Origin of the sequence: Streptomyces sp. NPDC096323 (assembly GCF_040302845.1) — a bacterium.
Classification (GTDB): domain Bacteria; phylum Actinomycetota; class Actinomycetes; order Streptomycetales; family Streptomycetaceae; genus Streptomyces.
Window position 1 is genome coordinate 144882 of the sequence record NZ_JBEOSI010000004.1, and the last position, 20778, is coordinate 165659.

The 20778-nt window shown below is 69.3% G+C and carries 19 protein-coding genes and 1 tRNA gene; 11 read left to right on the forward strand and 9 right to left on the reverse strand.

Features of this window, described 5'->3' with window-relative positions; all coding sequences use genetic code 11:
• Positions 1-330 precede the first annotated feature (330 nt).
• The gene (locus ABTX18_RS11975) at positions 331-1005 is read left to right on the forward strand and encodes a Crp/Fnr family transcriptional regulator (RefSeq protein ID WP_123460131.1); all 675 of its coding nucleotides are present in this window, start codon (positions 331-333) and stop codon (positions 1003-1005) included.
• A 255-nt stretch (positions 1006-1260) separates the two neighbouring features.
• Here the strand turns inward: ABTX18_RS11975 and ABTX18_RS11980 are convergent, their stop codons facing one another.
• The 4 genes from ABTX18_RS11980 to sp36 form a co-directional block, all read right to left on the reverse strand.
• Positions 1261-2091, reverse strand: coding sequence for an MBL fold metallo-hydrolase (locus ABTX18_RS11980; RefSeq protein WP_352122605.1), 831 nt, complete (start codon positions 2089-2091; stop codon positions 1261-1263).
• Positions 2088-2990, reverse strand: coding sequence for an NUDIX hydrolase (locus ABTX18_RS11985; protein WP_352122606.1), 903 nt, complete (start codon positions 2988-2990; stop codon positions 2088-2090). The genes ABTX18_RS11980 and ABTX18_RS11985 overlap by 4 nt, the downstream gene beginning before the upstream one ends.
• Before the next feature lie 145 nt (positions 2991-3135).
• Complete coding sequence (locus ABTX18_RS11990; RefSeq protein ID WP_352122607.1) at positions 3136-3606, reverse strand: RidA family protein; 471 nt, start codon at positions 3604-3606, stop codon at positions 3136-3138.
• Positions 3606-3764, reverse strand: coding sequence for a Sp36 family protein (gene sp36 / locus ABTX18_RS11995; RefSeq protein WP_352122608.1), 159 nt, complete (start codon positions 3762-3764; stop codon positions 3606-3608). The genes ABTX18_RS11990 and sp36 overlap by 1 nt, the downstream gene beginning before the upstream one ends.
• An 82-nt stretch (positions 3765-3846) precedes the next feature.
• Between sp36 and bagA the strand changes: the two genes are divergently transcribed.
• Both bagA and bagB read left to right on the forward strand, forming a co-directional pair.
• The gene (bagA, locus tag ABTX18_RS12000) at positions 3847-4836 is read left to right on the forward strand and encodes an ATPase BagA (RefSeq protein WP_352122609.1); all 990 of its coding nucleotides are present in this window, start codon (positions 3847-3849) and stop codon (positions 4834-4836) included.
• On the forward strand, positions 4833-6269 hold the full coding sequence (gene bagB, locus ABTX18_RS12005) for an ATPase BagB (protein WP_352122610.1): 1437 nt from the start codon (positions 4833-4835) through the stop codon (positions 6267-6269). The genes bagA and bagB overlap by 4 nt, the downstream gene beginning before the upstream one ends.
• A gap of 30 nt (positions 6270-6299) precedes the next feature.
• Here the strand turns inward: bagB and ABTX18_RS12010 are convergent, their stop codons facing one another.
• Positions 6300-6650 (reverse strand): WhiB family transcriptional regulator, encoded by a 351-nt coding sequence (locus ABTX18_RS12010; RefSeq protein ID WP_185092287.1) that lies wholly within the window; start codon positions 6648-6650, stop codon positions 6300-6302.
• A 398-nt stretch (positions 6651-7048) separates the two neighbouring features.
• Here ABTX18_RS12010 and ABTX18_RS12015 point away from each other — a divergent pair, with 398 nt between their 5' ends.
• Complete coding sequence (locus ABTX18_RS12015) at positions 7049-9292, forward strand: transglycosylase domain-containing protein (protein WP_352122611.1); 2244 nt, start codon at positions 7049-7051, stop codon at positions 9290-9292.
• A 201-nt stretch (positions 9293-9493) separates the two neighbouring features.
• Here ABTX18_RS12015 and ABTX18_RS12020 read toward each other — a convergent pair whose 3' ends face one another.
• A complete protein-coding gene (locus tag ABTX18_RS12020) occupies positions 9494-9958 on the reverse strand; it encodes a GatB/YqeY domain-containing protein (protein WP_352122612.1) in 465 nt (154 codons plus the stop codon).
• A gap of 79 nt (positions 9959-10037) precedes the next feature.
• On the opposite strand from ABTX18_RS12020, the gene ABTX18_RS12025 reads away from it, so the two are divergent.
• The 4 genes from ABTX18_RS12025 to ABTX18_RS12040 all read left to right on the forward strand — a co-directional run bounded on the left by ABTX18_RS12025 (position 10038) and on the right by ABTX18_RS12040 (position 14228).
• Positions 10038-10979, forward strand: a complete 942-nt coding sequence (locus ABTX18_RS12025) for a metallophosphoesterase (RefSeq protein ID WP_352122613.1) — start codon at positions 10038-10040, stop codon at positions 10977-10979.
• Positions 10980-11074: 95 nt separating this feature from the next.
• A tRNA-Pro gene (locus ABTX18_RS12030) sits at positions 11075-11148 on the forward strand.
• A 510-nt stretch (positions 11149-11658) separates the two neighbouring features.
• Entirely contained in the window at positions 11659-12078 is a 420-nt protein-coding gene (locus ABTX18_RS12035; RefSeq protein ID WP_352123076.1) for a WhiB family transcriptional regulator, read from the forward strand.
• Positions 12079-12185: 107 nt separating this feature from the next.
• Positions 12186-14228, forward strand: coding sequence for a hypothetical protein (locus tag ABTX18_RS12040; RefSeq protein WP_352122614.1), 2043 nt, complete (start codon positions 12186-12188; stop codon positions 14226-14228).
• 107 nt (positions 14229-14335) lie between these two features.
• On the opposite strand, the gene ABTX18_RS12045 is transcribed toward ABTX18_RS12040, so the two are convergent.
• From ABTX18_RS12045 to ABTX18_RS12055, 3 genes are all read right to left on the reverse strand, one after another.
• Entirely contained in the window at positions 14336-15850 is a 1515-nt protein-coding gene (locus ABTX18_RS12045) for a LacI family DNA-binding transcriptional regulator (RefSeq protein ID WP_352122615.1), read from the reverse strand.
• Between the two features lie 30 nt (positions 15851-15880).
• A complete protein-coding gene (locus ABTX18_RS12050; protein WP_352122616.1) occupies positions 15881-16231 on the reverse strand; it encodes a helix-turn-helix domain-containing protein in 351 nt (116 codons plus the stop codon).
• A 203-nt stretch (positions 16232-16434) separates the two neighbouring features.
• Positions 16435-16686: a helix-turn-helix domain-containing protein gene (locus ABTX18_RS12055; RefSeq protein ID WP_352122617.1), complete on the reverse strand. Its 252-nt coding sequence runs from the start codon at positions 16684-16686 to the stop codon at positions 16435-16437.
• Between the two features lie 614 nt (positions 16687-17300).
• On the opposite strand from ABTX18_RS12055, the gene ABTX18_RS12060 reads away from it, so the two are divergent.
• From ABTX18_RS12060 to ABTX18_RS12070, 3 genes are all read left to right on the forward strand, one after another.
• Positions 17301-18218 carry a hypothetical protein gene (locus tag ABTX18_RS12060; protein ID WP_352123077.1) on the forward strand — a complete coding sequence of 306 codons (918 nt, stop codon included), beginning with the start codon at positions 17301-17303 and terminating at the stop codon, positions 18216-18218.
• A complete protein-coding gene (locus ABTX18_RS12065) occupies positions 18215-18913 on the forward strand; it encodes an ATP-binding protein (protein WP_352122618.1) in 699 nt (232 codons plus the stop codon). The genes ABTX18_RS12060 and ABTX18_RS12065 overlap by 4 nt, the downstream gene beginning before the upstream one ends.
• A 98-nt stretch (positions 18914-19011) precedes the next feature.
• A complete protein-coding gene (locus ABTX18_RS12070) occupies positions 19012-20304 on the forward strand; it encodes a hypothetical protein (RefSeq protein ID WP_352122619.1) in 1293 nt (430 codons plus the stop codon).
• Positions 20305-20778: the final 474 nt, after the last annotated feature.

The following is a 20778-nucleotide window of genomic DNA, read 5'->3' on the forward strand; positions in this document are numbered from 1 at the left end:
GCCCCCGGCGCCTGACCCGCGACCGCAAGGCGGGCACTGGCCGTATGAGCCGGGCCCGTTCGACCTGTTCGCCCACAGCGGAATCGCGGCCCGCAGACACCCCGGTCAGCCCCCGCGACCTGCGCTCTCACCGGCGTTCCCGTCACCCGGCCGGTCCAGTGGCCACCACCGGCAACCACCCGGTTCACGGGAGATCCGACCTCAATCGGCCCCCTGCCGTACGCTCCGGCACGCGCGTGCGTCAAACTGGTTTGTGATTGATCGCACTGTTTTACCGTCCGGCATGATGGGGACCACGGTTCCCTGAACAGGCCGACAAGGAGAGAACTCGTGGACGACGTTCTGCGGCGCGCCCCGCTTTTCGCGGCGCTCGATGACGAGCAGGCCGCGGAGCTCCGCGCCTCGATGAGTGAGGTGACCCTCGCGCGCGGCGACGCGCTGTTCCACGAGGGTGACCCGGGAGACCGCCTCTATGTGGTCACCGAGGGCAAGGTGAAGCTCCACCGCACGTCCCCCGACGGGCGGGAGAACATGCTGGCCGTCCTCGGCCCCGGCGAGCTGATCGGTGAGCTGTCGCTCTTCGACCCGGGCCCGCGCACCGCCACCGCGACCGCGCTGACCGAGGTCAAGCTCCTCGGCCTCGGCCACGGCGACCTTCAGCCCTGGCTGAACGTGCGCCCCGAGGTGGCCACGGCCCTGCTGCGCGCCGTCGCCCGACGCCTGCGCAAGACCAACGACCAGATGTCCGACCTGGTCTTCTCCGACGTGCCGGGCCGCGTCGCCCGCGCCCTCCTCGACCTGTCGCGCCGCTTCGGCGTCCAGTCGGAAGAGGGCATCCACGTCGTGCACGACCTGACGCAGGAGGAGCTGGCCCAGCTGGTCGGCGCTTCCCGCGAGACGGTCAACAAGGCTCTCGCCGACTTCGCCGGCCGCGGCTGGCTGCGACTCGAGGCCCGTGCGGTGATCCTGCTGGACGTGGAGCGGCTGGCCAAGCGGTCCCGCTAGCCCGTCGTGGTACGCAACGCCTGACACACGAAACGCCCGAGGGCCTCGCCGGTACCGGCGAGGCCCTCGCGTACGTTTCCGAGGCCCTCGCGTACATGTCCGGGGGCCTCGCGTACATGCCCGGGGGCCTCGAGTCATGCCCGGGGGCCTCGAGTCATGCCCGGGGGCCTTGAGCCATGCCCGGGGGCCTCGCGTGCACGCCCGGGCGCCTCGCGTACATGCGTGGGGCCTCGCGTACGTTGCCCGGGCAGCCCGTCAGATCAGTCCGTGCTCCCGCAGGTACTCCAGCTGCGCCCGCACCGACAGCTCCGCCGCAGGCCACAGGGACCGGTCCACGTCCGCGTACACATGCGCCACCACCTGGGACGACGTCAGATACCCGGCCTCCACGGCCGTCTCGACCTGGGCCAGGCGGTGCGCGCGGTGCGCCAGGTAGAACTCGACCGCGCCCTGCGCGTCGTCCAGCACCGGGCCGTGTCCGGGCAGCACCGTGTGGACGCCGTCGTCGACCGTCAGCGACCGCAGCCGCCGCAGCGAGTCGAGGTAGTCCCCCAGCCGCCCGTCCGGGTGCGCCACCAGCGTCGTCCCGCGTCCGAGGATCGTGTCCCCCGTCAGCACCGCGCCATCGGCGGGCAGATGGAAGGAGAGCGAGTCCCCGGTGTGACCCGGCGTCGGCACCACGTACATCTCCAGCCCACCGGTCGTGATCACGTCCCCCGCACCCAGGCCCTCGTCGCCGAGGCGGAACTCCGGGTCCAGCGCCCGCACCTTCGTACGGGTCAGCTCGGCGAACCTCGCCGCGCCCTCGGCGTGGTCGGGGTGGCCGTGGGTGAGGAGGGTGAGCCCGATCCGGCGGCCCGCCTGCCCGGCCGTGTCGATGACCGCCCGCAGATGGGCGTCGTCCAGCGGGCCCGGGTCGATGACCACCGCGAGGTCCGAGTCCGGTTCGGCCACGATCCAGGTGTTGGTGCCGTCCAGCGTCATCGCCGACGCGTTGGGCGCGAGGACGTTGACCGTACGGGTCGTGGCGGGGCCGGACAGCACCCCGCCGCGCGGCTGACCGGGCAGCGCGGCCGCGTCACTCATGCCGCCCCGCCGTTCCTGCCGCCCGGACCGCCCGCCGGGATGTGCTTGGTGAACTCCTCGTGCCCCGGCCAGCTCAGCACCAGCTCCTCGCCCTCCAGGCGGGCCTGTGCGAGCACGGGGGTGAGGTCCTGGCCCGATGCCGCCTCAAGCGCCTGCGCGGCGGTGGCGTACGGCCTGAGCGCACGCAGCGTGGAAACCGTCGGCGGCATCATGAGCAGCTCACCCCGGTCGTATCCGTCGGCCGCCTCGCCCGGACCGATCCACACCGTGCGGTCGGCCTCCGTCGAGGCGTTGCGGGTGCGCTGGCCGGCCGGCAGCGCGGCGACGAAGAACCAGGTGTCGTAACGGCGCGGTTCGAACTCCGGAGTGATCCAGCGCGCCCACGCGCCGAGCAGGTCCGACCGCAGCACCAGCCCCCGCCGGTCGAGGAACTCCGCGAACGACAGCTCCCGCGCCACCAGCGCCTCGCGGTCGGCCTCCCAGTCCTCGCCGGTGGTGTCCCTGACGACCGTGTCCGCGGTCGGTCCGGCGAGCAGGACGCCCGCCTCCTCGTACGTCTCACGGACCGCGGCGCAGACGATCGCCTGTGCCTCGGCGGGCGTCCCGACGCCGAGCCGCGACGCCCAGCTCTCCAGCGCGGGCCCGGCCCAGCGGACGAGCCGGTCGTCGTCGCGCGGGTCGACCCCGCCACCCGGATAGGCGTACGCCCCTCCGGCAAAGGCCATGGAGGTGCGCCGGCGCAGCATGTGGACCGTGGGCCCTTGCCCGGTACCCGCGGCGGCGTCCCGGAGCAGCATCACGGTGGCGGCGCGCCTGGGGGTCGCCGCCGTCAGTTCGCCTGCGGCGAGGGCCCGGATCCGGTCGGGCCATTCCGGTGGGTACCACTGACCATTGGACATGGCCGGAGGCTATCCGGAACCGCGACGATGTTCGAGGGCCGGGTGATCCGTACATGCCCCGTACACAGATGATCCCGCCCGGTCGTCACGACCGGACGGGATCCCACGGAATCGGGGCGGAGCCCCGGCGCGATACGGCTTCGGCTCAGGCTCCGGTCAGCTCGACCTGGACCTCGACCTCGACCGGCGCGTCCAGCGGCAGCACGGCGACGCCGACGGCGCTGCGGGCGTGTACGCCCTTGTCACCGAGCACCGCGCCGAGCAGCTCGCTCGCGCCGTTGATCACCGCGGGCTGGCCCGTGAAGTCCGTGGCGGAGGCGACGAAGCCGACGACCTTCACGACGCGTGCGATCCGGTCCAGGTCACCGGCGACCGACTTCACGGCGGCCAGGGCGTTGAGCGCGCAGGTCTTCGCCAGCTCCTTGGCCTCGTCGGGCGTGACCTCCGCACCGACCTTGCCGGTGACGGCGAGCTTGCCGTCCACCATCGGCAGCTGGCCCGAGGTGTACACGTACGGCCCGGACTGCACGGCCGGCTGGTACGAGGCGAGCGGCGGCACGACGTCCGGCAGGGCGAGGCCCAGTTCGGCGAGCTTCGCCTCGACGGCGCCCGCCACTAGTGCTTCTCCCGCTTCAGGTAGGCCACGAGCTGCTCGGGGTTGTTCGGGCCGGGGACGACCTGGACGAGCTCCCAGCCGTCCTCGCCCCAGGTGTCCAGAATCTGCTTGGTCGCGTGCACGAGAAGGGGCACGGTCGCGTATTCCCACTTGGTCATGGCCCGACTGTAATGCCTGGGCCATCCCTGCCATGCGCAGCCTCGTGCGTAGCCTGCGGCGCGACTGGTTAGGCTCGAATACGTGAGCAGGTTCCAGGTCGTCAGCGGCAAGGGCGGTACCGGTAAGACCACGGTCGCCGCCGCCCTCGCGCTCGCCCTCGCGACCGAGGGCAGGCGCACCCTCCTGGTCGAGGTCGAGGGCAGGCAGGGCATCGCCCAGCTCTTCGAGGCGGATTCCCTCCCCTACGAGGAGCGCAAGATCGCCGTCGCGCCGGGCGGCGGCGAGGTGTACGCGCTCGCGATCGACGCCGAGCGGGCCCTCCTCGACTACCTCCAGATGTTCTACAAACTCGGCAGCGCGGGCCGGGCGCTGAAGAAGCTCGGCGCGATCGACTTCGCCACCACCATCGCGCCCGGCGTCCGCGACGTCCTGCTGACGGGCAAGGCGTGCGAGGCGGTACGCCGCAGGGACAAGCGGAACCGGTTCGTCTACGACTACGTGATCATGGACGCCCCGCCGACCGGCCGCATCACCCGCTTCCTCAACGTGAACGACGAGGTGGCGGGGCTGGCCCGGATCGGCCCGATACACAATCAGGCCCAGGCCGTGATGCGGGTGCTGAAGTCCCCCGGCACGGCCGTGCATCTGGTGACCCTCCTGGAGGAGATGCCGGTCCAGGAGACCGCCGACGGAATCGCGGAGCTGCGGGCCGCCGAACTGCCGGTGGGCCGGGTCATCGTGAACATGGTGCGCCCGCACCTGCTGGACGAGGACGCGCTGCGCACCGCCGCGGGCGGGCGGCGCAAGGAGATCGCCAAGACGCTGACCCGGGCCGGCGTGACCGGCTCCGCGGGGCTCGTACGCCCCCTGGTCGAACAGGCGGCCGAGCACGCTCAGCGCGTCGAGCTGGAACGTGAGCAGCGGGCCGTGCTGGCGGGGCTCGGGCTGCCGGGGTACGAACTCCCGCTGATCGGCGAGGGCGTGGATCCGGCCGGGCTGTACGAGCTGGCGGTTGAGCTGCGCAAGCAGGGCGTGGGCGAAGGGGCGGGGGAACAAGGGGTGGGTTCATGACATCGGGCACGGGAGCGGCCGCGGACACGGAGTCGGTAACGGAACCGGGCAAGGAACCGGACCCGGGGCCCACCCCCGCCCCCGCCCTGGACACCGACGCCCTGCTCGACGATCCCGGCATCCGGATCATCGTGTGCTGCGGCTCCGGCGGCGTCGGCAAGACCACGACCGCGGCAGCCCTCGGCGTACGCGCGGCCGAGCGCGGCCGCAAGGTCGTCGTCCTCACCATCGACCCGGCGCGCAGGCTCGCCCAGTCCATGGGCATCGACTCCCTGGACAACATCCCCCGCCGGGTGAAGGGCGTCGGGACGCAGGGCACCGGCGAACTGCACGCCATGATGCTCGACATGAAGCGGACCTTCGACGAGATCGTCGAGGCGCACGCGGACGGGGAGCGGGCCCGGGCGATCCTGGACAATCCCTTCTACCAGTCCCTGTCGGCCGGTTTCGCGGGCACGCAGGAGTACATGGCCATGGAGAAGCTCGGTCAGCTGCGGGCGCGCGACGAGTGGGACCTGATCGTCGTCGACACCCCGCCGTCGCGCTCCGCGCTGGATTTCCTGGACGCGCCGAAGCGGCTGGGCTCGTTCCTGGACGGGAAGTTCATCAAGCTGCTGATGGCCCCGGCCAAAATGGGCGGTCGCGCCGGAATGAAGTTCCTCAACGTGGGCATGTCGATGATGACGGGGACGCTGGGCAAGCTGCTCGGCGGCCAGTTCCTGCGGGACGTGCAGACCTTCGTCGCCGCGATGGACACCATGTTCGGCGGGTTCCGCACCCGCGCCGACGCCACGTACAAGCTTCTCCAGGCACCCGGCACGGCGTTCCTCGTCGTCGCGACACCGGAGCGGGACGCGCTCCGCGAAGCGGCGTACTTCGTGGAACGGCTGGCCGCGGAGGACATGCCGCTGGCCGGTCTGGTGCTCAACCGGGTCCACGGCAGTGACGCCGCCCGGCTCTCCGCGGAGCGCGCGCTCGCCGCCGCAGAAAATCTTGAGGCCGACGGCATTGTGGATCAGGGTGCCGGGAAGGCTGGACTTCGTGAGCCCGCCGAATCCCCCGCGGCCGGTTCCCCACATCCCCCGGACACCGCAGGAGCCGCCACCCCCGAACCGTCCGAGCATGCCTCGGAGCAGGACCCCGCCGACCTCCCGGACATCGATGCCGACGCCGCTACCGCCGCCGCATCAGACCCCGTGCTCACAGACGCCGTGACCGTCGACCAGCTGACGGCAGGTCTGCTGCGTCTGCACGCCGAACGGATGCAGGTGGTCGCGCGCGAACAGCGCACACGCGACCGCTTCGCCGCACTGCATCCCGAGGTGGCCGTGACCGCCGTGGCCGCGCTGCCCGGAGATGTCCATGACCTCGCAGGGCTGCGAGCCATCGGGGACCGGCTCGCGACCGGTTCCGCCCCGGCCGGAGTTGCGTAGTCACCCCGTCGTCCGCCCTGCCGCCCGGGGCTACCCCACGGCGGCAAGCGTCTCGTGCAGCTCGTCGTCCTCCAGCCCGATCGCCACGGGCAGAATGCCCGTGGACCGCTCGTACTCGCTGCGCGCGGTCTCCAGCAGCCGGCGCCAGGACGTGACCGTCGGGCGCCGGCGCAGCAGTGCGCGGCGCTCCCGCTCGGTCATTCCACCCCACACGCCGAATTCGACGCGATTGTCGAGCGCGTCGGCAAGGCACTCGGTCCGCACCGGGCATCCGGTGCACACCGCCTTGGCCCTGTTCTGCGCTGCCCCTTGTACGAACAGTTCATCCGGATCGGTAGTGCGGCAGGCTGCCTGCGCACTCCAGTCGGTTACCCAGCCCATCCCGGCGCCGTCCTCTCCCGAATCGAGGCTCCCCCACGGCGGTAGCGGCATATTCACCGCTGCCAGTTGAGGACGTTACGGAAGGTGGCGACAGCACAACACCCCCTTCGGGCCCAATCTTGAATGGCCCGAACGGACTATGCGTACGCGGCAGATCACCCAGGGGAGTGAGGCAAGGACATGCGCGACTATCCCGGAAGAATCGGGACAGATCACCTGAGGCATAACGGACGGTCGATGACACACGAGGCGATTTCGGGAGCGCCTGAACTCGTGGCCGGGTCATGCACAGGGTCATGCAGGGGGGTTGATACGAAACCGGACTGCTGTGACAGTTGAGAGCAGCTTAGGCCAAGGCATATACGTGTGTCCGGCGAATGAGAACGTAGGCTGCCCCCATGCCAAAGAAGCGCTCGGGCGGGGGTCTCACGACGACCCAGCAGGCCGCCAAGTTCCTCGGTGTCGCCGCACTCTCCGGAGTGGTCCTGGCGGGCATCGCGCTGCCGGCCGCCGGAGCACTGGGTCTCGCCGCCAAGGGAACGGTCGACGGATTCGACGAGATCCCGGCCAACCTCAAGACTCCGCCGCTCAGCCAGCGCACCACAATCCTGGACAACCAGGGCGGCCAGATCGCCACGGTGTACTCACGGGACCGGACCGTGGTGCCGCTGGCGAAGATCTCTCCATACATGCAGAAGGCGATCATCGCGATCGAGGACGCCCGCTTCTACGAGCACGGCGCCGTCGACCTCAAGGGCATCCTGCGTGCGATGAACCGCAACGTACAGGCGGGCGGGACCGCGCAGGGCGCGTCGACCCTCACCCAGCAGTACGTGAAGAACGTCTTCGTCGAGGAGGCCGGTGACGACCCCACCAAGGTCGCCCAGGCCACCCAGCAGACGCTGGGCCGCAAGGTCCAGGAGCTGAAGTACGCGATCCAGGTCGAGGAAGAGCTCGGCAAGAAGAAGATCCTGGAGAACTACCTCAACATCACCTTCTTCGGGCAGCAGGCGTACGGCGTCGAGGCGGCCTCCCAGCGCTACTTCTCCAAGTCGGCGAAGGACCTGAAGATCGAGGAGGCGGCGCTGCTGGCCGGCATCGTGCAGTCGCCCAGCCGCTACGACCCCGTCAACGACAAGGAAGAGGCGACCAAGCGCCGCAACACGGTCATCCAGCGGATGGCCGACGTCGGGGACATCTCGCCGGAAGAGGCCGCCAAGGCCCAGGCGACCCCGATCAAGCTGAAGGTGAAACGGCCGAAGAACGGCTGCATCACCGCGGTCAGCGGGTCCGGCTTCTTCTGCGACTACGTACGCCAGATCGTCACGAGCGACCCGGCCTTCGGCAAGACCGCCAAGGACCGCGCCAAGCTCTGGGCGACCGGCGGGCTGACCATCAAGACGACGCTGAACCCGCGCTCCCAGGCCGCCTCCAACGAGGCAGCCACCTCGCGGGTGAACGAGGACGACAAGGTCGCGACCTCGGTCGTCCAGGTCCAGCCCGGCACCGGCCAGATCCTGGCGATGGCACAGTCACGTCCCTACGGACTGGACGCATCCAAGCACCAGACCGTGCTGAACCTCTCCGTCGACCACAAGATGGGCGGCAGCTACGCCGGCTTCCAGGTGGGATCGACCTTCAAGCCGATCACCGCGGCGGCCGCGCTGGAGAAGGGCATCAGCCCGGCGCAGAGCTTCGACACTCCTTCCTCGATAACTCTGCCCGCGGACGCGTTCCGCACTTGTGAGGGCGGCCCCGCGGACACCATTCCGTGGGACGTGGAGAACGAGACGGAGTCGGAGAAGGGCATGTTCGACATGACCAGCGCGCTGGGCAAGTCGATCAACACCTACTTCGCCAAGCTGGAGCAGAAGACCGGCCTCTGCGAGACGATCACGATGGCCAAGAAGGTCGGCTACGACCGCGGCGACAACAAGCCGTTGCGGCAGTCTCCCTCCACCACCCTCGGCGGCCAGGAGTCGACGCCGCTGGCGATGGCCTCGGTGTACGCCACCTTCGCCAACCGTGGCACGTACTGCTCCCCGATCGCGATCCTGTCGGTGACCAAGCCGGACGGCAAGAAGATCGGCGTCCCGCAGTCGCGGTGCGACAAGGCGATGAGCGAGCACTCGGCCGACACCATCAACCAGATGCTCAAGGGCGTCGTCGAGGACGGCACCGGGCAGTCGGCCGGTCTCAGCGACCGTGACAACGCGGGCAAGACCGGTACCACCGACGAGCGCATCAACGCCTGGTTCGTCGGCTACACACCGAACCTGTCCACGGCGGTGTGGGTCGGCAGCGACGGCGCGAAGCAGATCCCGATGAGCAACATCACCATCGGTGGTCAGTACTACGAGGACGTCTGTGGTGGCTGTCTGCCCGGGCCGATCTGGCGTACGGCGATGACCGGTTCCCTGGACGCCTCCGAGACTCCGGCCTTCAACCCGGTCGATGTACCGCGGGCAAAGCCGAAGGTGGACAAGGACAAGAACAAGGGCCGGGACAAGAAGAAGCCGGGCGACGACGACAAGTCCGGCGACGACAATCCCTTCCCCGGTATCAGCATCCCGCCGGACCTGCTCGGCGGAAACAACGGGAACGGCCGCGGTCATAACGACGGCGGGACGAACGGCCCCTGACCGGGCCGCCGGTCGCGTCACCGGCTGCGTACGGCTGTCAGACATGGAGGTGGGGCGCCCCCGGGCCGAGGGCGCCCCACCTCCATGTCCGCTGCGTGCTGGGCGCTGCGTCTGCTGCGTGCTGGGCGCTGCGTGCCGCCCGCTGGGCTGCCTGTCTGCCGCCCACTGGGCTGCCCGCCGCCCCCGCCGTGCCTCGCCGGCTCAGCCCGCGAGGAGCTTCTTCACCGCGGCGGCCACCCGGCCGCCCTCGGCGCGCCCCGCGACCTTCGGGTTCACGATCTTCATGGCGGCGCCCATGGCGCGCGGCCCCTCGGCCCCGGCGGCCTTCGCCTCGTCGACGGCGGATGCCACGACCGCGGTCAGCTCGTCGTCGCTCAGCTGCTTGGGGAGGTAGGCGTCGAGGAGCTCGCCCTCCTTCGTCTCCCGCTCGGCCTGCTCGGTCCGGCCGCCCTTCGCGAAGGCCTCGGCCGCCTCGCGGCGCTTCTTGGCCTCCTTGGCGATGACCTTCTGCACCTCGTCGTCGGAGAGTTCGCGGGCCGTCTTGCCGCCGACCTCCTCCTTGGTGATCGCGGTGAGGGTCAGCCGGAGCGTGGACGAGGTCAGCTCGTCGCGCGCCTTCATGGCCGTGGTGAGGTCTTCCTTGAGCTTGGACTTGAGCGTGGTCATGGGGTGATTGTGGCAGGTGCGGGGTGCCCGCCGCCCGCCGGTTTTCCTGTGGGCACGCCCTGTCTGCGACGATGGGCGCATGCGCGCACGCTACGGAGTACCCCTGAAAATCACGGCGGTCACCGCCGCGGCCGGCGCCGCCGGTCTCGCCTACGCGGCCGGATTCGAGGCCCGCTCGTTCCGCCTGCGAAGGGTCACCATCCCGGTACTCCCGCACGGGGCACGCCCGTTGCGCGTCCTGCAGATCTCGGACGTCCACATGGTCAGCGGCCAGCGCAAGAAGCGGGCCTGGCTGCAGTCGCTTGCCGGGCTGCGCCCGGACTTCGTCGTGAACACCGGCGACAACCTCTCCGACCCGGAGGCCGTACCGGAGCTGCTCGACGCGCTCGGCCCGCTGATGGAGTTCCCGGGCGTGTACGTGTTCGGCTCCAACGACTACTACGGCCCCAAGCTCCGCAACCCCGCCCGCTACCTCTTCGAGAAGGCCGCGGGCAAGCACGGTCTCAACGGGAACGCTCCGGCGGTCGGCGTGGTCCACAACCCGTGGGAACCGATGCGCGACGCCTTCGACGACGCGGGCTGGCTGAACCTGACCAACACCCGCGGCCGCCTGAAGCTCGACGGCCTGGAGCTGGCCTTCACCGGCCTCGACGACCCGCACATCAAGCGCGACCGCTACGCGGAGGTCTCGGGCGGCCCCGAGACGGGCGCCGACCTCTCCATCGGCGTGGTCCACGCCCCCTACCTGCGCTCACTCGACGCGTTCACCGCGGACGGCTACCCGCTGATCCTGGCCGGCCACACCCACGGCGGCCAGCTGTGCATCCCCTTCTACGGGGCCCTCGTCACCAACTGCGACCTGGACACGGACCGGGTGAAGGGCCTCTCCAGCCACACGGCCGACGGCCACCGCGCCTACCTCCACGTCTCGGCAGGCTGCGGCACCAACCGCTACACCCCGGTCCGCTTCGCCTGCCCTCCGGAGGCGACCCTGCTGACCCTGACGGCCCGGGACGTGTGACGGTCGGCGCCCGCGCGATCGGCACAAAAAGCGGATTTCGTCTCCGGGCGCCGGTGGGCTAAAGTAATCGATGTCGCCGGGAGACCGGCGGCGATCGGGGTGTAGCGCAGCTTGGCAGCGCGCTTCGTTCGGGACGAAGAGGTCGTGGGTTCAAATCCCGCCACCCCGACAGCCGTAAGACCAGGTCAGGGGCCTGATCCACTTAGTGGATCAGGCCCCTGAGTGGTTTCCGGGGGCGTCTTGGGAGCCGTTTGGGAGCCAACCTCGAAATCCGGCTCCCCAGCTGCTGGCACGGATGCCAGAGCCCCCACTCACAGGGCTCCTGTCGGCAGAACACGACACCCGCAAAGTCGAGCGCGCCAGACGCTCCTCGATCGATCCCTTCATTTCTCCCGGATCGGCGGAGTCGGGTGTCACACTGGCAGTGGCTTCGCTTCGGGGGTCACTCCGCAGGCAGTGCGAGCGCCGAACGGCGCAGACACGCGACAGGACTGGGAATTGCCCAGTACTGATCGTCTCGCACATCCAGAGACTCGAACGGCGCCATCTGACGATCAAGAGAACCTGGGTGTGACCCCCTCGTCCTCAACACCGTGCGAGCCGCGGTCTGAGGAGGAGTGCTGTGGAGCCCCACGACGAAATCGAAGACGTGCTTCCGCACGATGCCCTGTTCAGGGCAATGGAACCGTTCGGACCGCCCCTGGGCGACGCCACGTGCGGCACCTGGGATCCGAGTCGGTTCCCCAGTATGAGCAGGCAGCGGGCAGCCTTCGACGGCGAGCTCGCCGTGGCGGAGCGCGACCTGCCTCAGGCCCGGGCGATGTGCTGTACGTGCCTCCTGCTGGAGAGCTGCCGCCGCTATGCCCAGGACAGCCAGGATGAGCACGTGTTCCTGGCCGGTGAGACCGCAGAGGAGCGGCGCAAGAAGCAGACGAAGTCCGGCGAGATCGCCAAGCGGCGCCGCCGGGTAGCCGAGCTGCACGCCCTGAGCGTGCCGACGGCCGTCATTGCGCGGCTGCTCCAGCGGGACGAGAGCTCGATCCGCAGCGACCTGCGCGAGCTCGGAAAGCCTCACTCCGGCAAGGCCCCCACTCCCTAACGCGACCGGCTGTCGGCGGCCCACCAGGGCCGACAGCCCGTACCTGGACCGTTCCCAGAACCAACCGTGCACCCTCACCACCGATCACCACGCCCCCGGAGGACAACGTGACCGTTCAGAACGACACCGAGTACGAGGAGGCGACACCGGACATGGAGGAGTACGACACCGTGGCCGATGAGTTCGACGCGGAACAGGACAGCGCGGCGATCTGGTCGCGGTTCGGCGACAGCGACTTGCCAGCCTTGCCGAAGATGGCGGCGGTGAACCGCGCCGCCACGGCGGGCGCGCAGGCCGGGCTGCCTCCCGAGTTCGCCACCGCGTTGGCCCACGCCGCTGTCGACCCCAGTGAACTGAGGTCTCTGCTGAGACGCCCGACGCGCGTGAACATCGCCGGCGGCGTTATCGAGGCCATAGACCTCGACCTCTACGTGCCCGGCCTGGTACCGCTACCCACCAACAACCGCACGATGGAAAAGAGGGTGTACCCAGCGGCCGGTGCCGACGGGTACGCGGGTCCCCTGGCGGGACCCCGCTCCGCCTCCGGCGCGACCACCACGCTCTGGATCGAGGGCGAGGGCGTGAGCCATGTGCTGGACGAGACGGAGCGTGCCCGCGAGTTCATCCTGGCGAACAACAACCTGCGCGAGTCCATCGCCGCGCGCGGCATCGCCATGCCGGTGAACGTCGTCTTCTTCGAGTTGCGCCACCGCGACGGCGAACCCTCCATGCCACTCCTGGGGACAGCTGACGGCTCCAGCCGCATCACCAACGCCCAGCAGGTCTTGGGGCTCACCGACGCACAGACCCACTACCACTACCCCGCAAACCGCGACGACTACCGACGCTTCACCGGCGCAATTAGCGAGGCCGAACCCGACGCGTTGCGTCCCGCCGCCCGCAATCGACTGATCCGACAGCGCAACGCGCTGATCACGCCAGCCCGAGTGTTCCTCCGCTTCACCCCGACCAGGGAAGGCTACGACTACGCCCGCGCCGTCAACGCCTTCGTCGGCATGCTCCACGTCGACCCTCCCCGACCGTGGAGCCAGACGGGCAAGCTCGAAGCCATGGCCGAGGCCGTCCTGGAGGTGCTCCGAGGCGCAGATGTACTCGACGACCCAGTCCACGACTACCTCGCGGGCCTCCTCACCCCGGAGCAAGCCGAGGATGAAGAACTCCCCGTAGAACGAGACGAGCAGGCGGCCTTCGTCCTCGCCGCCCTGCTGCGCGAGCAGCACCGCGACCTCGTCAATCGAGGCATCCAAGACGTGACGGCCAAGAAGAGCGTCAGCCCCGGCCGACGAACCGACGTGATCGCGGAGTTGGCCCTCAGAGCCACCCGAAGCATCGCCACGACCCTGGACCCGAAGGACCCTGAGCGCCAACGGGCCGAACGAATGCGCGCTCCGTACCTCCGCACAGCCCGGCTTGCCCGATATGGAAAGGTCGAGTGGGCAGTCACTGGTAGGTCGCCCGAGGAACTCCTCGAAGCGGCCCTGGAGGAACTCCGCGCTGATTCCAGCAGCTCCCATTCCGACCTTGGCTTGTGGGTGAATCGGCTGGAGCTGGCGGCCATCGCCCAGTACCACCTAACAGCATGGGGCGGGCTAAAGCGGGAAGTCATGGGCGATACCGAGGCAGACAAGCGAGGGCCCCAGCAGATCCTGGAATCGATGCTCAGCAACGATCAGGGTTTGCGGTTGCTTGCCCAAGCGATCATCGATGGGCGTGCCGGAACACATCCCCGTCGCCTTAGCGAGAGCGGGGACTACCAGCGCGGTGTTCGCGACAAGTACGGAGTCTGGGAGGAGGACCCCTCCGGTACGCCCATGCCCATCGAGGACGCATGGCTGCGGTACGAGGTCTACCCCACAGGGGCTGCCCTGCCGCGGCCGGTCACCCCACCCAACGAGACACCCCGCATGAAGGCAACCCGGCTGAAGAGCCAGATCGCCCAATACATCGAACAGGTCAACCTGGATGTCGAAGAGCTCGCCAACGTGGAGGAGACCCAGGGCGGACCGCTCCTCGACAAGGAAGGCTGGGCAAAGCCGAACGAACTCCTCAGCCACCTCATGAACGCTCATTCACAGATCAGCTACTGGACACGAGTCGCCGAGCGCCAGATGACCCGCTCCAACGGATAGCGCCACAACGGAGGGAGCCCTCCTCAAGGGCTCCCTCCGTATCTCTCTGGTACATCGGCAAATAGTGGCGCCCCATACACAGCGGGTGCCCCCGATCTGACCTACAACTATCGAGCAGTGAGGCGTGCCTGCAACAGCGCGTCGAGAACGCGCACCGGTGATCCGTGCCTCATAGCTAGGCGGGCAGCGAGTGCTGCCTCCCACTGCTCGGTCAGGCCGAGCATGAGGCGCTTGCGCATGCCAGGGGTGACATGGGCATAGCGCGCCGAGACGGAGCCGTCGATGTGTCCCATGCGCTGGTCCATGAGGACCTTCTCGGTGCCGAGGTCCTCCATCACGGTCCTATGGGCGTGGCGCAGTCCGTGAGGCGTGAGGCCCTTGGCGATCGGGAGCCAGCAGGCGTCAGCTCGTTGGCCGGCGCCCCGCCCTCGCACGGGGACTCCTGGCCACGGCTCGCCGAGTAGCGGCACGGGTCGTGCCTCCTGCGGGGCCTTCTTCGGGTACCAGCCCGATACCGCCGGGGTGAACAGCCACGTCGCGAAACCGTTCCTGCGCCAGTGGGCCGCAGGCTCCACCACCGCGCCGCCTCGTACGAACCCGAGGTCCGTGATGGCCTCCTCCACCCGCATTCGCGTCGCCTCAGCGACGCGATCGGGGTGGTTGAGGACGTTGGACACCGTCCCCGTGGAGACTTCGGCACGGCGTGCGACGTCGACGAGTTTCGCACCGTGGTGGCCGCCCGTACGAGCCGTGCCCTGCCCGCGGAAGACGTAGGTCCTACCGTGGCAGGTGCAGGGCGTCGGCTTCGTGCGGGCGACGTGATTGGCGACCAGGGCGGACAGCCAGTCCACCGAGTCGAGGGTGCGATAGCTGTCGTCCTTGGGCGGGCAGCGCACCATTTCGCCCGAGTCGAGTTCGTACAGCTGCCATTCGACACGGACGGACCCAGGTCGGGCGAACTCGGTCTCCAGTCCGACTATTTCGCCCCAGCGCATGCCGGTGTAACCCTTGAGGACGACGGCGACGAACTCGTCATCTCGGCCGGACAGCAGTGCTGCTCGTTCGGCGATCAACAGGATGCCGAGCGGATCGGTGACGACCTTCTCCGGGCCTCGGTCACGGGAGCGGCCCGCGCGCTTGCCCCGCCCACGCCGCCTGGTCGCCGGGTTCGACGTGATCAGCCCTTCGTCGATCGCGTCCTCGTAGATCAGGTGGAACGTCGAGCGCCAGGTCTTGACGCTGGAGGCCGCGTACAGGGCCCTTTCCTTTTTCTCCCACCGGTCGACGTCCGAGCGCAGGATGCCGGCGAGCGCATGGTCCCCGAAGTCGGGAAGCAGGTGCTCCTCGATATGACGCTTGTAGTTCTGCATCGTCGATGCGGCCAGGTCCTGGGCCTCGTACCAGCGGCTCGCGTACTCGCCGAACGTCTCCTGCCCGAGTGCCGGGTCACGCCAGTCGCCGCGCCGGTACTTGTTCTCGGCCTCGCTCGCGGCGCGCTGAGCCTCGCCCTTGGTGGCGAACTTGATCGCCTTGCCCTGCTCGTCGACGACCGTGAGGTGCTTCCCAGGTGCGGTCTTGTACCGGCCACGCCAGTAGTTCGCGCGCTTCTCCGCGAAACCCACGCTCCTCCTCTCCCTTGGTACGCGGTCGTGTCAGGCGACGGTGCTGAACTGGCTCTGCCTGGCGCGGGCCGGAGGCCGCGCCCGCAGGCGGGTTGTGGGCGCGGCACGCTGGGGCGCCTTCGCCTGCTGTGCGTCAGCCTTGGCGGCGGCCCGAGCTGTGACGGGCTGGTGTGCCCGTGCGGGCCGTTCCTCGTGGAGGCGGATGATCTCTGCGAGGTGTTCTGCGGTGAAGCGATACGCGCGGCCGACCCGAGTGAAGGGGATCAGCCGTCGGCGGGCCCTGTCCTTGACCCACCAGGCAGAGCAGCCGAGAACAACAGCAAGGTCCTCGGGACGGTAGAGGCGGGGCGGCGCTACACCGGTGCCTGGCTGCTCAGCCATGCGAGATCGCCTCCTTCGCGGTACGGAGGCGGAACGGCAACAGGGCAGGGGGAATGGCCTCTCGGCGCAAGGAGGTTCCTTCTCTGGCGCGGCCGTGCGGAGACGGGTACGCCGGTCTTGGTGGTTCAGGTACGGGCGGGGTGATGTGCGTAGCGGCTGCCGGGTGTTGGCCCACCCGGGGAGCGCTGTTGGGGCTCGTTCCGCTAACTCGTCTCGGCGAGCAGGGCGAGCGGGGAGAGGCCGAGAGCGGCTGCGATGGCGACGAGGTCGTCGACATCGCAGCGGCGCTGTCTGCATTCGATGCGGGACAGCATCGTGATGGTCATGGGTCGGCCGAGCGCGGTGACACGTTCGGCCAGCTGGCGCTGGGCGAATCCGCGCGCTGTGCGGGCACGGGTAATGGCGCGGGCGGTCAGCACGCCGGCCGGACCAATTCCCAAGGGGCTTTCAGACATGGGTCAGTTGTAGCTCTGCATTGCCGGTTTGGGTAACCGGCGATGTGCTGCTATGTTTCGCATCTTTTTTGTCAGATCTGGTCCCCAGGCTCCTTGCGAGCGGCGCAACATAGACCGGAATTGGCGGATGACCAAATCACCTGCTGCCCTCATGCTGGTAGCACCTACGTGGTGCTCGACGTGGGCATCTTGCATCGCGCGCTCACCAGCGCCGGCCACGGATTCACTGGCCAACTGCCCGCTTTATGCAACTTCTTGGTCAACCGGCGATTCGGGTCTACCGTTTTAAGGAAGCCGCGCACGACACGTTCGCCGAGAGCTGTTGGCTTTCCCGGCGGAATGCTGGACTTGTGCGGGGAAGATGTGGCTGTCTTGGCCATGCGCCCGGAAACCCCTGCGGTTCCGAGCACATGAAGAAGCCCCCGGCGGGCCAACGCCGGGGGCCAGGAAGTCCCTACCGATATCGCCCGTACCTGAACGATCAAGACGGTGGCGGTCATAACGCCACCGGGTGAGGAACTGTGCATGCCCCAACAAGCTACTGCCTTCGTGGCCGTAGTCGCATCCTCGTCGCCGAACTCGCCTGCTCGGCCAACGAAGGCGGGGCGATAGACATGGCGCGGATACGCACCATCAAGCCGGAAGCCTTCATCTCCGAGTCGCTCGCCGCGGTGAGCGTCCATGCCGAGCGGACCTTCTTCGGCCTACTTACGCAGGCGGACGACCATGGCCGCTTCCGCGACCAGGCCGCCGTCATCGCCGGCGCCCTGTGGTCCCTGCGCCCCGAGCACGGCCCGCTGGAGGTCGAGGACGACCTCACGCAGCTCGACAGTGCGGGTCTGATCTGCCGGTACGAAGGCGACGACGGCAAGCGGTACCTGCACATCGTCACCTGGGCCCGCCACCAGAGGATCAACCGGCCCAGTGGCAGCCGCTGCCCGGCCTGCCCGCGCCACCAGGGCAGCCGGTCGGACGAGACTGCCTCGCCTGTTCATGGAGCCCTCCGTGAACAGGCCGTGAGCCCTCACGGTGGACACCCTGATGCGTCACGCGGACGCAGCGAGCCCTCCGTGAACCGGGAAACCGCAGGTCAGGGCAACTTCAGTGAGCCCTCACCACAACGCTGGGAGACTGCGGTGAGGACTCAGGGTCCGGATCTAGGACCTAGGATCCTGGATCTAGGATCACCTTTGGTGGGGAGCGCAAGCGCCCCCACGCCCCCTGCCGTCTCGGGTTCGGTCTCGGCCAAGGATCTGGTCGCCGAGCACGTCGCCGCATGCCAACACCGCCCGCCCAGCGACGTCCTCGGCCACCTCGGCAAGGTGGTCAGCAAACTGCTCGGCGAGGGATTGTCCCCCGACCACATCAGGGCCGGGATGGACCGCATGCGTACCAAGGGGCTGTCCGCTGGGCTGCTGCCGAGCCTGGTCGACGAGGCCATGAACGCTCCACGAGCAGCTGCCGCCCCGCACCGGGCATGGACCAATCCGGCGCCCGCTGACGTCGAGGCGGCCTACGGGGGTCAGCTGTGACCACAGCCACCACCAGCCGCGAGCCGCAGCGCGTGAACACCCTCGCGGCCCGCCTCGGCACCATCCTCGCCGAACGGGGCATCGATCCAACTACGTCACCTGCCGACGCCCCTCCGGAGCGGGTGACCGCGCTGGACCTGGCCGCGGCCCGCATCCCGCCCCGCTACCGCCATGCCCTCGCCGACAACCAGCAGGTTGCCGCGTGGGTCGACGAGGTGGCCCTCGCCGCACGGCCCGGACCGAGCGGCACCCGGGGCATCGCACTCGGACCGTCCCTGCTGATCGCCGGGCCCACCGGCACCGGCAAGACGCACCAGGCGTACGGCGCGGTGCGCTCGCTGCTGACCGCCGGAGTACGGCTGCGGTGGGAGGCAGCCACCACAGCCGACCTGTACGCCCGCTTGCGCCCACGCCCCGGCCACGACGCCGAGCGCGACCTCGCCACCCTCAGCACCTGCCCGCTGCTGATCCTGGACGACCTCGGCGCAGCCAAGCAGTCGGAGTGGACCGAGGAGATCACGTACCGGCTGATCAACCGCCGCTACACCGACCTGCTCCCCACCCTCCTCACGACCAATCTGCCGACCGCCGCGCTCCGCGACGCCGTCGGCGACCGCGTCGCCTCCCGTCTCGCCGAGATGACCACCACCGTCGTCCTCACCGGCGCCGACCGCAGACGCCGGCTCTCCGCCTGACCGCACGGCGCCGCCCCGCACCAGCTCACCTTCACCACACCGCCCGTCCGCGCCCGCACCTGCCCCCGCGGTGCGGCGGGCCCTTTGGAGACCCCTGCATGACGGAACTTGCCATGCCCGCACTCGGGTACTGGAACGCGATGCCTGTCGCGCTCGCTGCTCTCCTGGCCACCTGCACAGTGCTGCTGGTCAGCTGGCTGATCTACCGACGCTCTCCCCGAAACCACGCCAAGCGACAGTCTGGAACGCCCGCAGTCAGGGTCGCCGCACTGGCCGCGGTCGGATGTACCGCCTACAGCGCCGACACCAGCTGGAGGTTCGCCGCTGACTACCTCGACATGAGCGGCACCACCGAGCGCACCGCGATGTTCGCCGCCGCGGAACTCGCTCTCTTCGCCACGGCCTTGCTGGCGCGGCAGAACCTGCACGGCCCCAAGCAAGCACCCGGCCTGCCCGGCGTCCTGACCTGGGTGATCACCGCTGTACAGGTGATCCCCGCGTACGCCGAGTCGGGTGTGGTCGGCGGCACGGTGCGGGCCTTCGTGGGACCGGTCATGGCCGCACTGCTCTGGCATCAGACCATGGGCATCGAACTGCGCATCCGCACGCCCGAGGCGGCCTCCCACGGCCTCCTCGCCCGGATAGGGCGCGAAGCACGCGAACGCGGCCTCTCGCGCCTTGGGGTCGCCGAACACGATCGTGACGCCTCGCAGATCAGCCGCGACCGTGCCACCCGCAGGGCCGTCGCCCTGGCCGCGCACCTTGCGGAGCGAACCCCGAAGCAGCGCGTCGGCTGGCGAGGCCGCCGAACCGCGCGACGGCTTTCCCGCGCCGTCGCCCAAGCGTCTGTGGGAATCGACCAGCGCCAGCGCGAAGTGCTGCTGCACCAGCTTGCCGTCCGCCGTCACGCGACAGCGCTGGCCACGATCGAACTGCCATCGCCTTGGACCGCCTTCACTCAGAACGAAGGCGTGATTCGCCATGTCGAGACGACTCCGCCGCGCAGCCGATCGGGTGCAGATTTCGACTTGACGAGCGAGGAAGCCGGGGATCACGCCGACTCCAACCTTCGTCTTGAGTCCCTGCCCCCTCGATCCGTGCAGAACCAACTTCCCCTGCACGATTCGGACCCCACCCGCGAGGCCACCGAGCCCTCCCACGAGGACGACGTCCCTGCGACGCAACGCTACGGACGTCCTCCCGGTGCCGAGATGGACGAACTCCTGGCGATCGGCCGCGCGGCCATCGCCATGCACGGAACAGCCACCCGCGCCGTGCTACGGAACGCCATCCGCAAGGCCGAACTCCCCATCTCCGAGGACAGGCTCACCGAACTCAAGGCCCTCCTGGCCACAGAGCAGTGTTGCGAGACCGCCGTCCCCACGGGCTGACCGGATATCCGGTCAGCCCAGAACGCCGAACGGGGGCCGTGGACCAGCACCCCGTCTGGTCCCACGGCCCCGCCCCATTGGCACCGCTTGACCAGGCACGCACGGCCCTCCCTCGGACTCACCGCTCGAACCAGCGGGCGTTGGGGAAGCTGCCCGTACGTCGACCTGGTCCGCTGCCCTCTCCCCTCAACCAGGAGCTGCTCTCCATGCAGGATTCGTGCACCCACAGCCCAGAGCATCAGAACGCGCCCCAAGCCACGCCAGCCCAAAGCGGAGCAAGTTGGAGGTTCGGGCACTCCCCCGCAGGGGGAGCGTCCGAACCCGACCCCGCCCCAGGGGTGGCGGGGCCCAACCAGCGCCAGGGGGCGCCGGACGGGAGGGCTGCGACCGAGGGCGGTTCGCAGCCACGTACGGCCGGTCACACCCGCCTGACCAAGGGCAAACCCCGCCCGCGTGACAAGAAGCAGCGTCCCG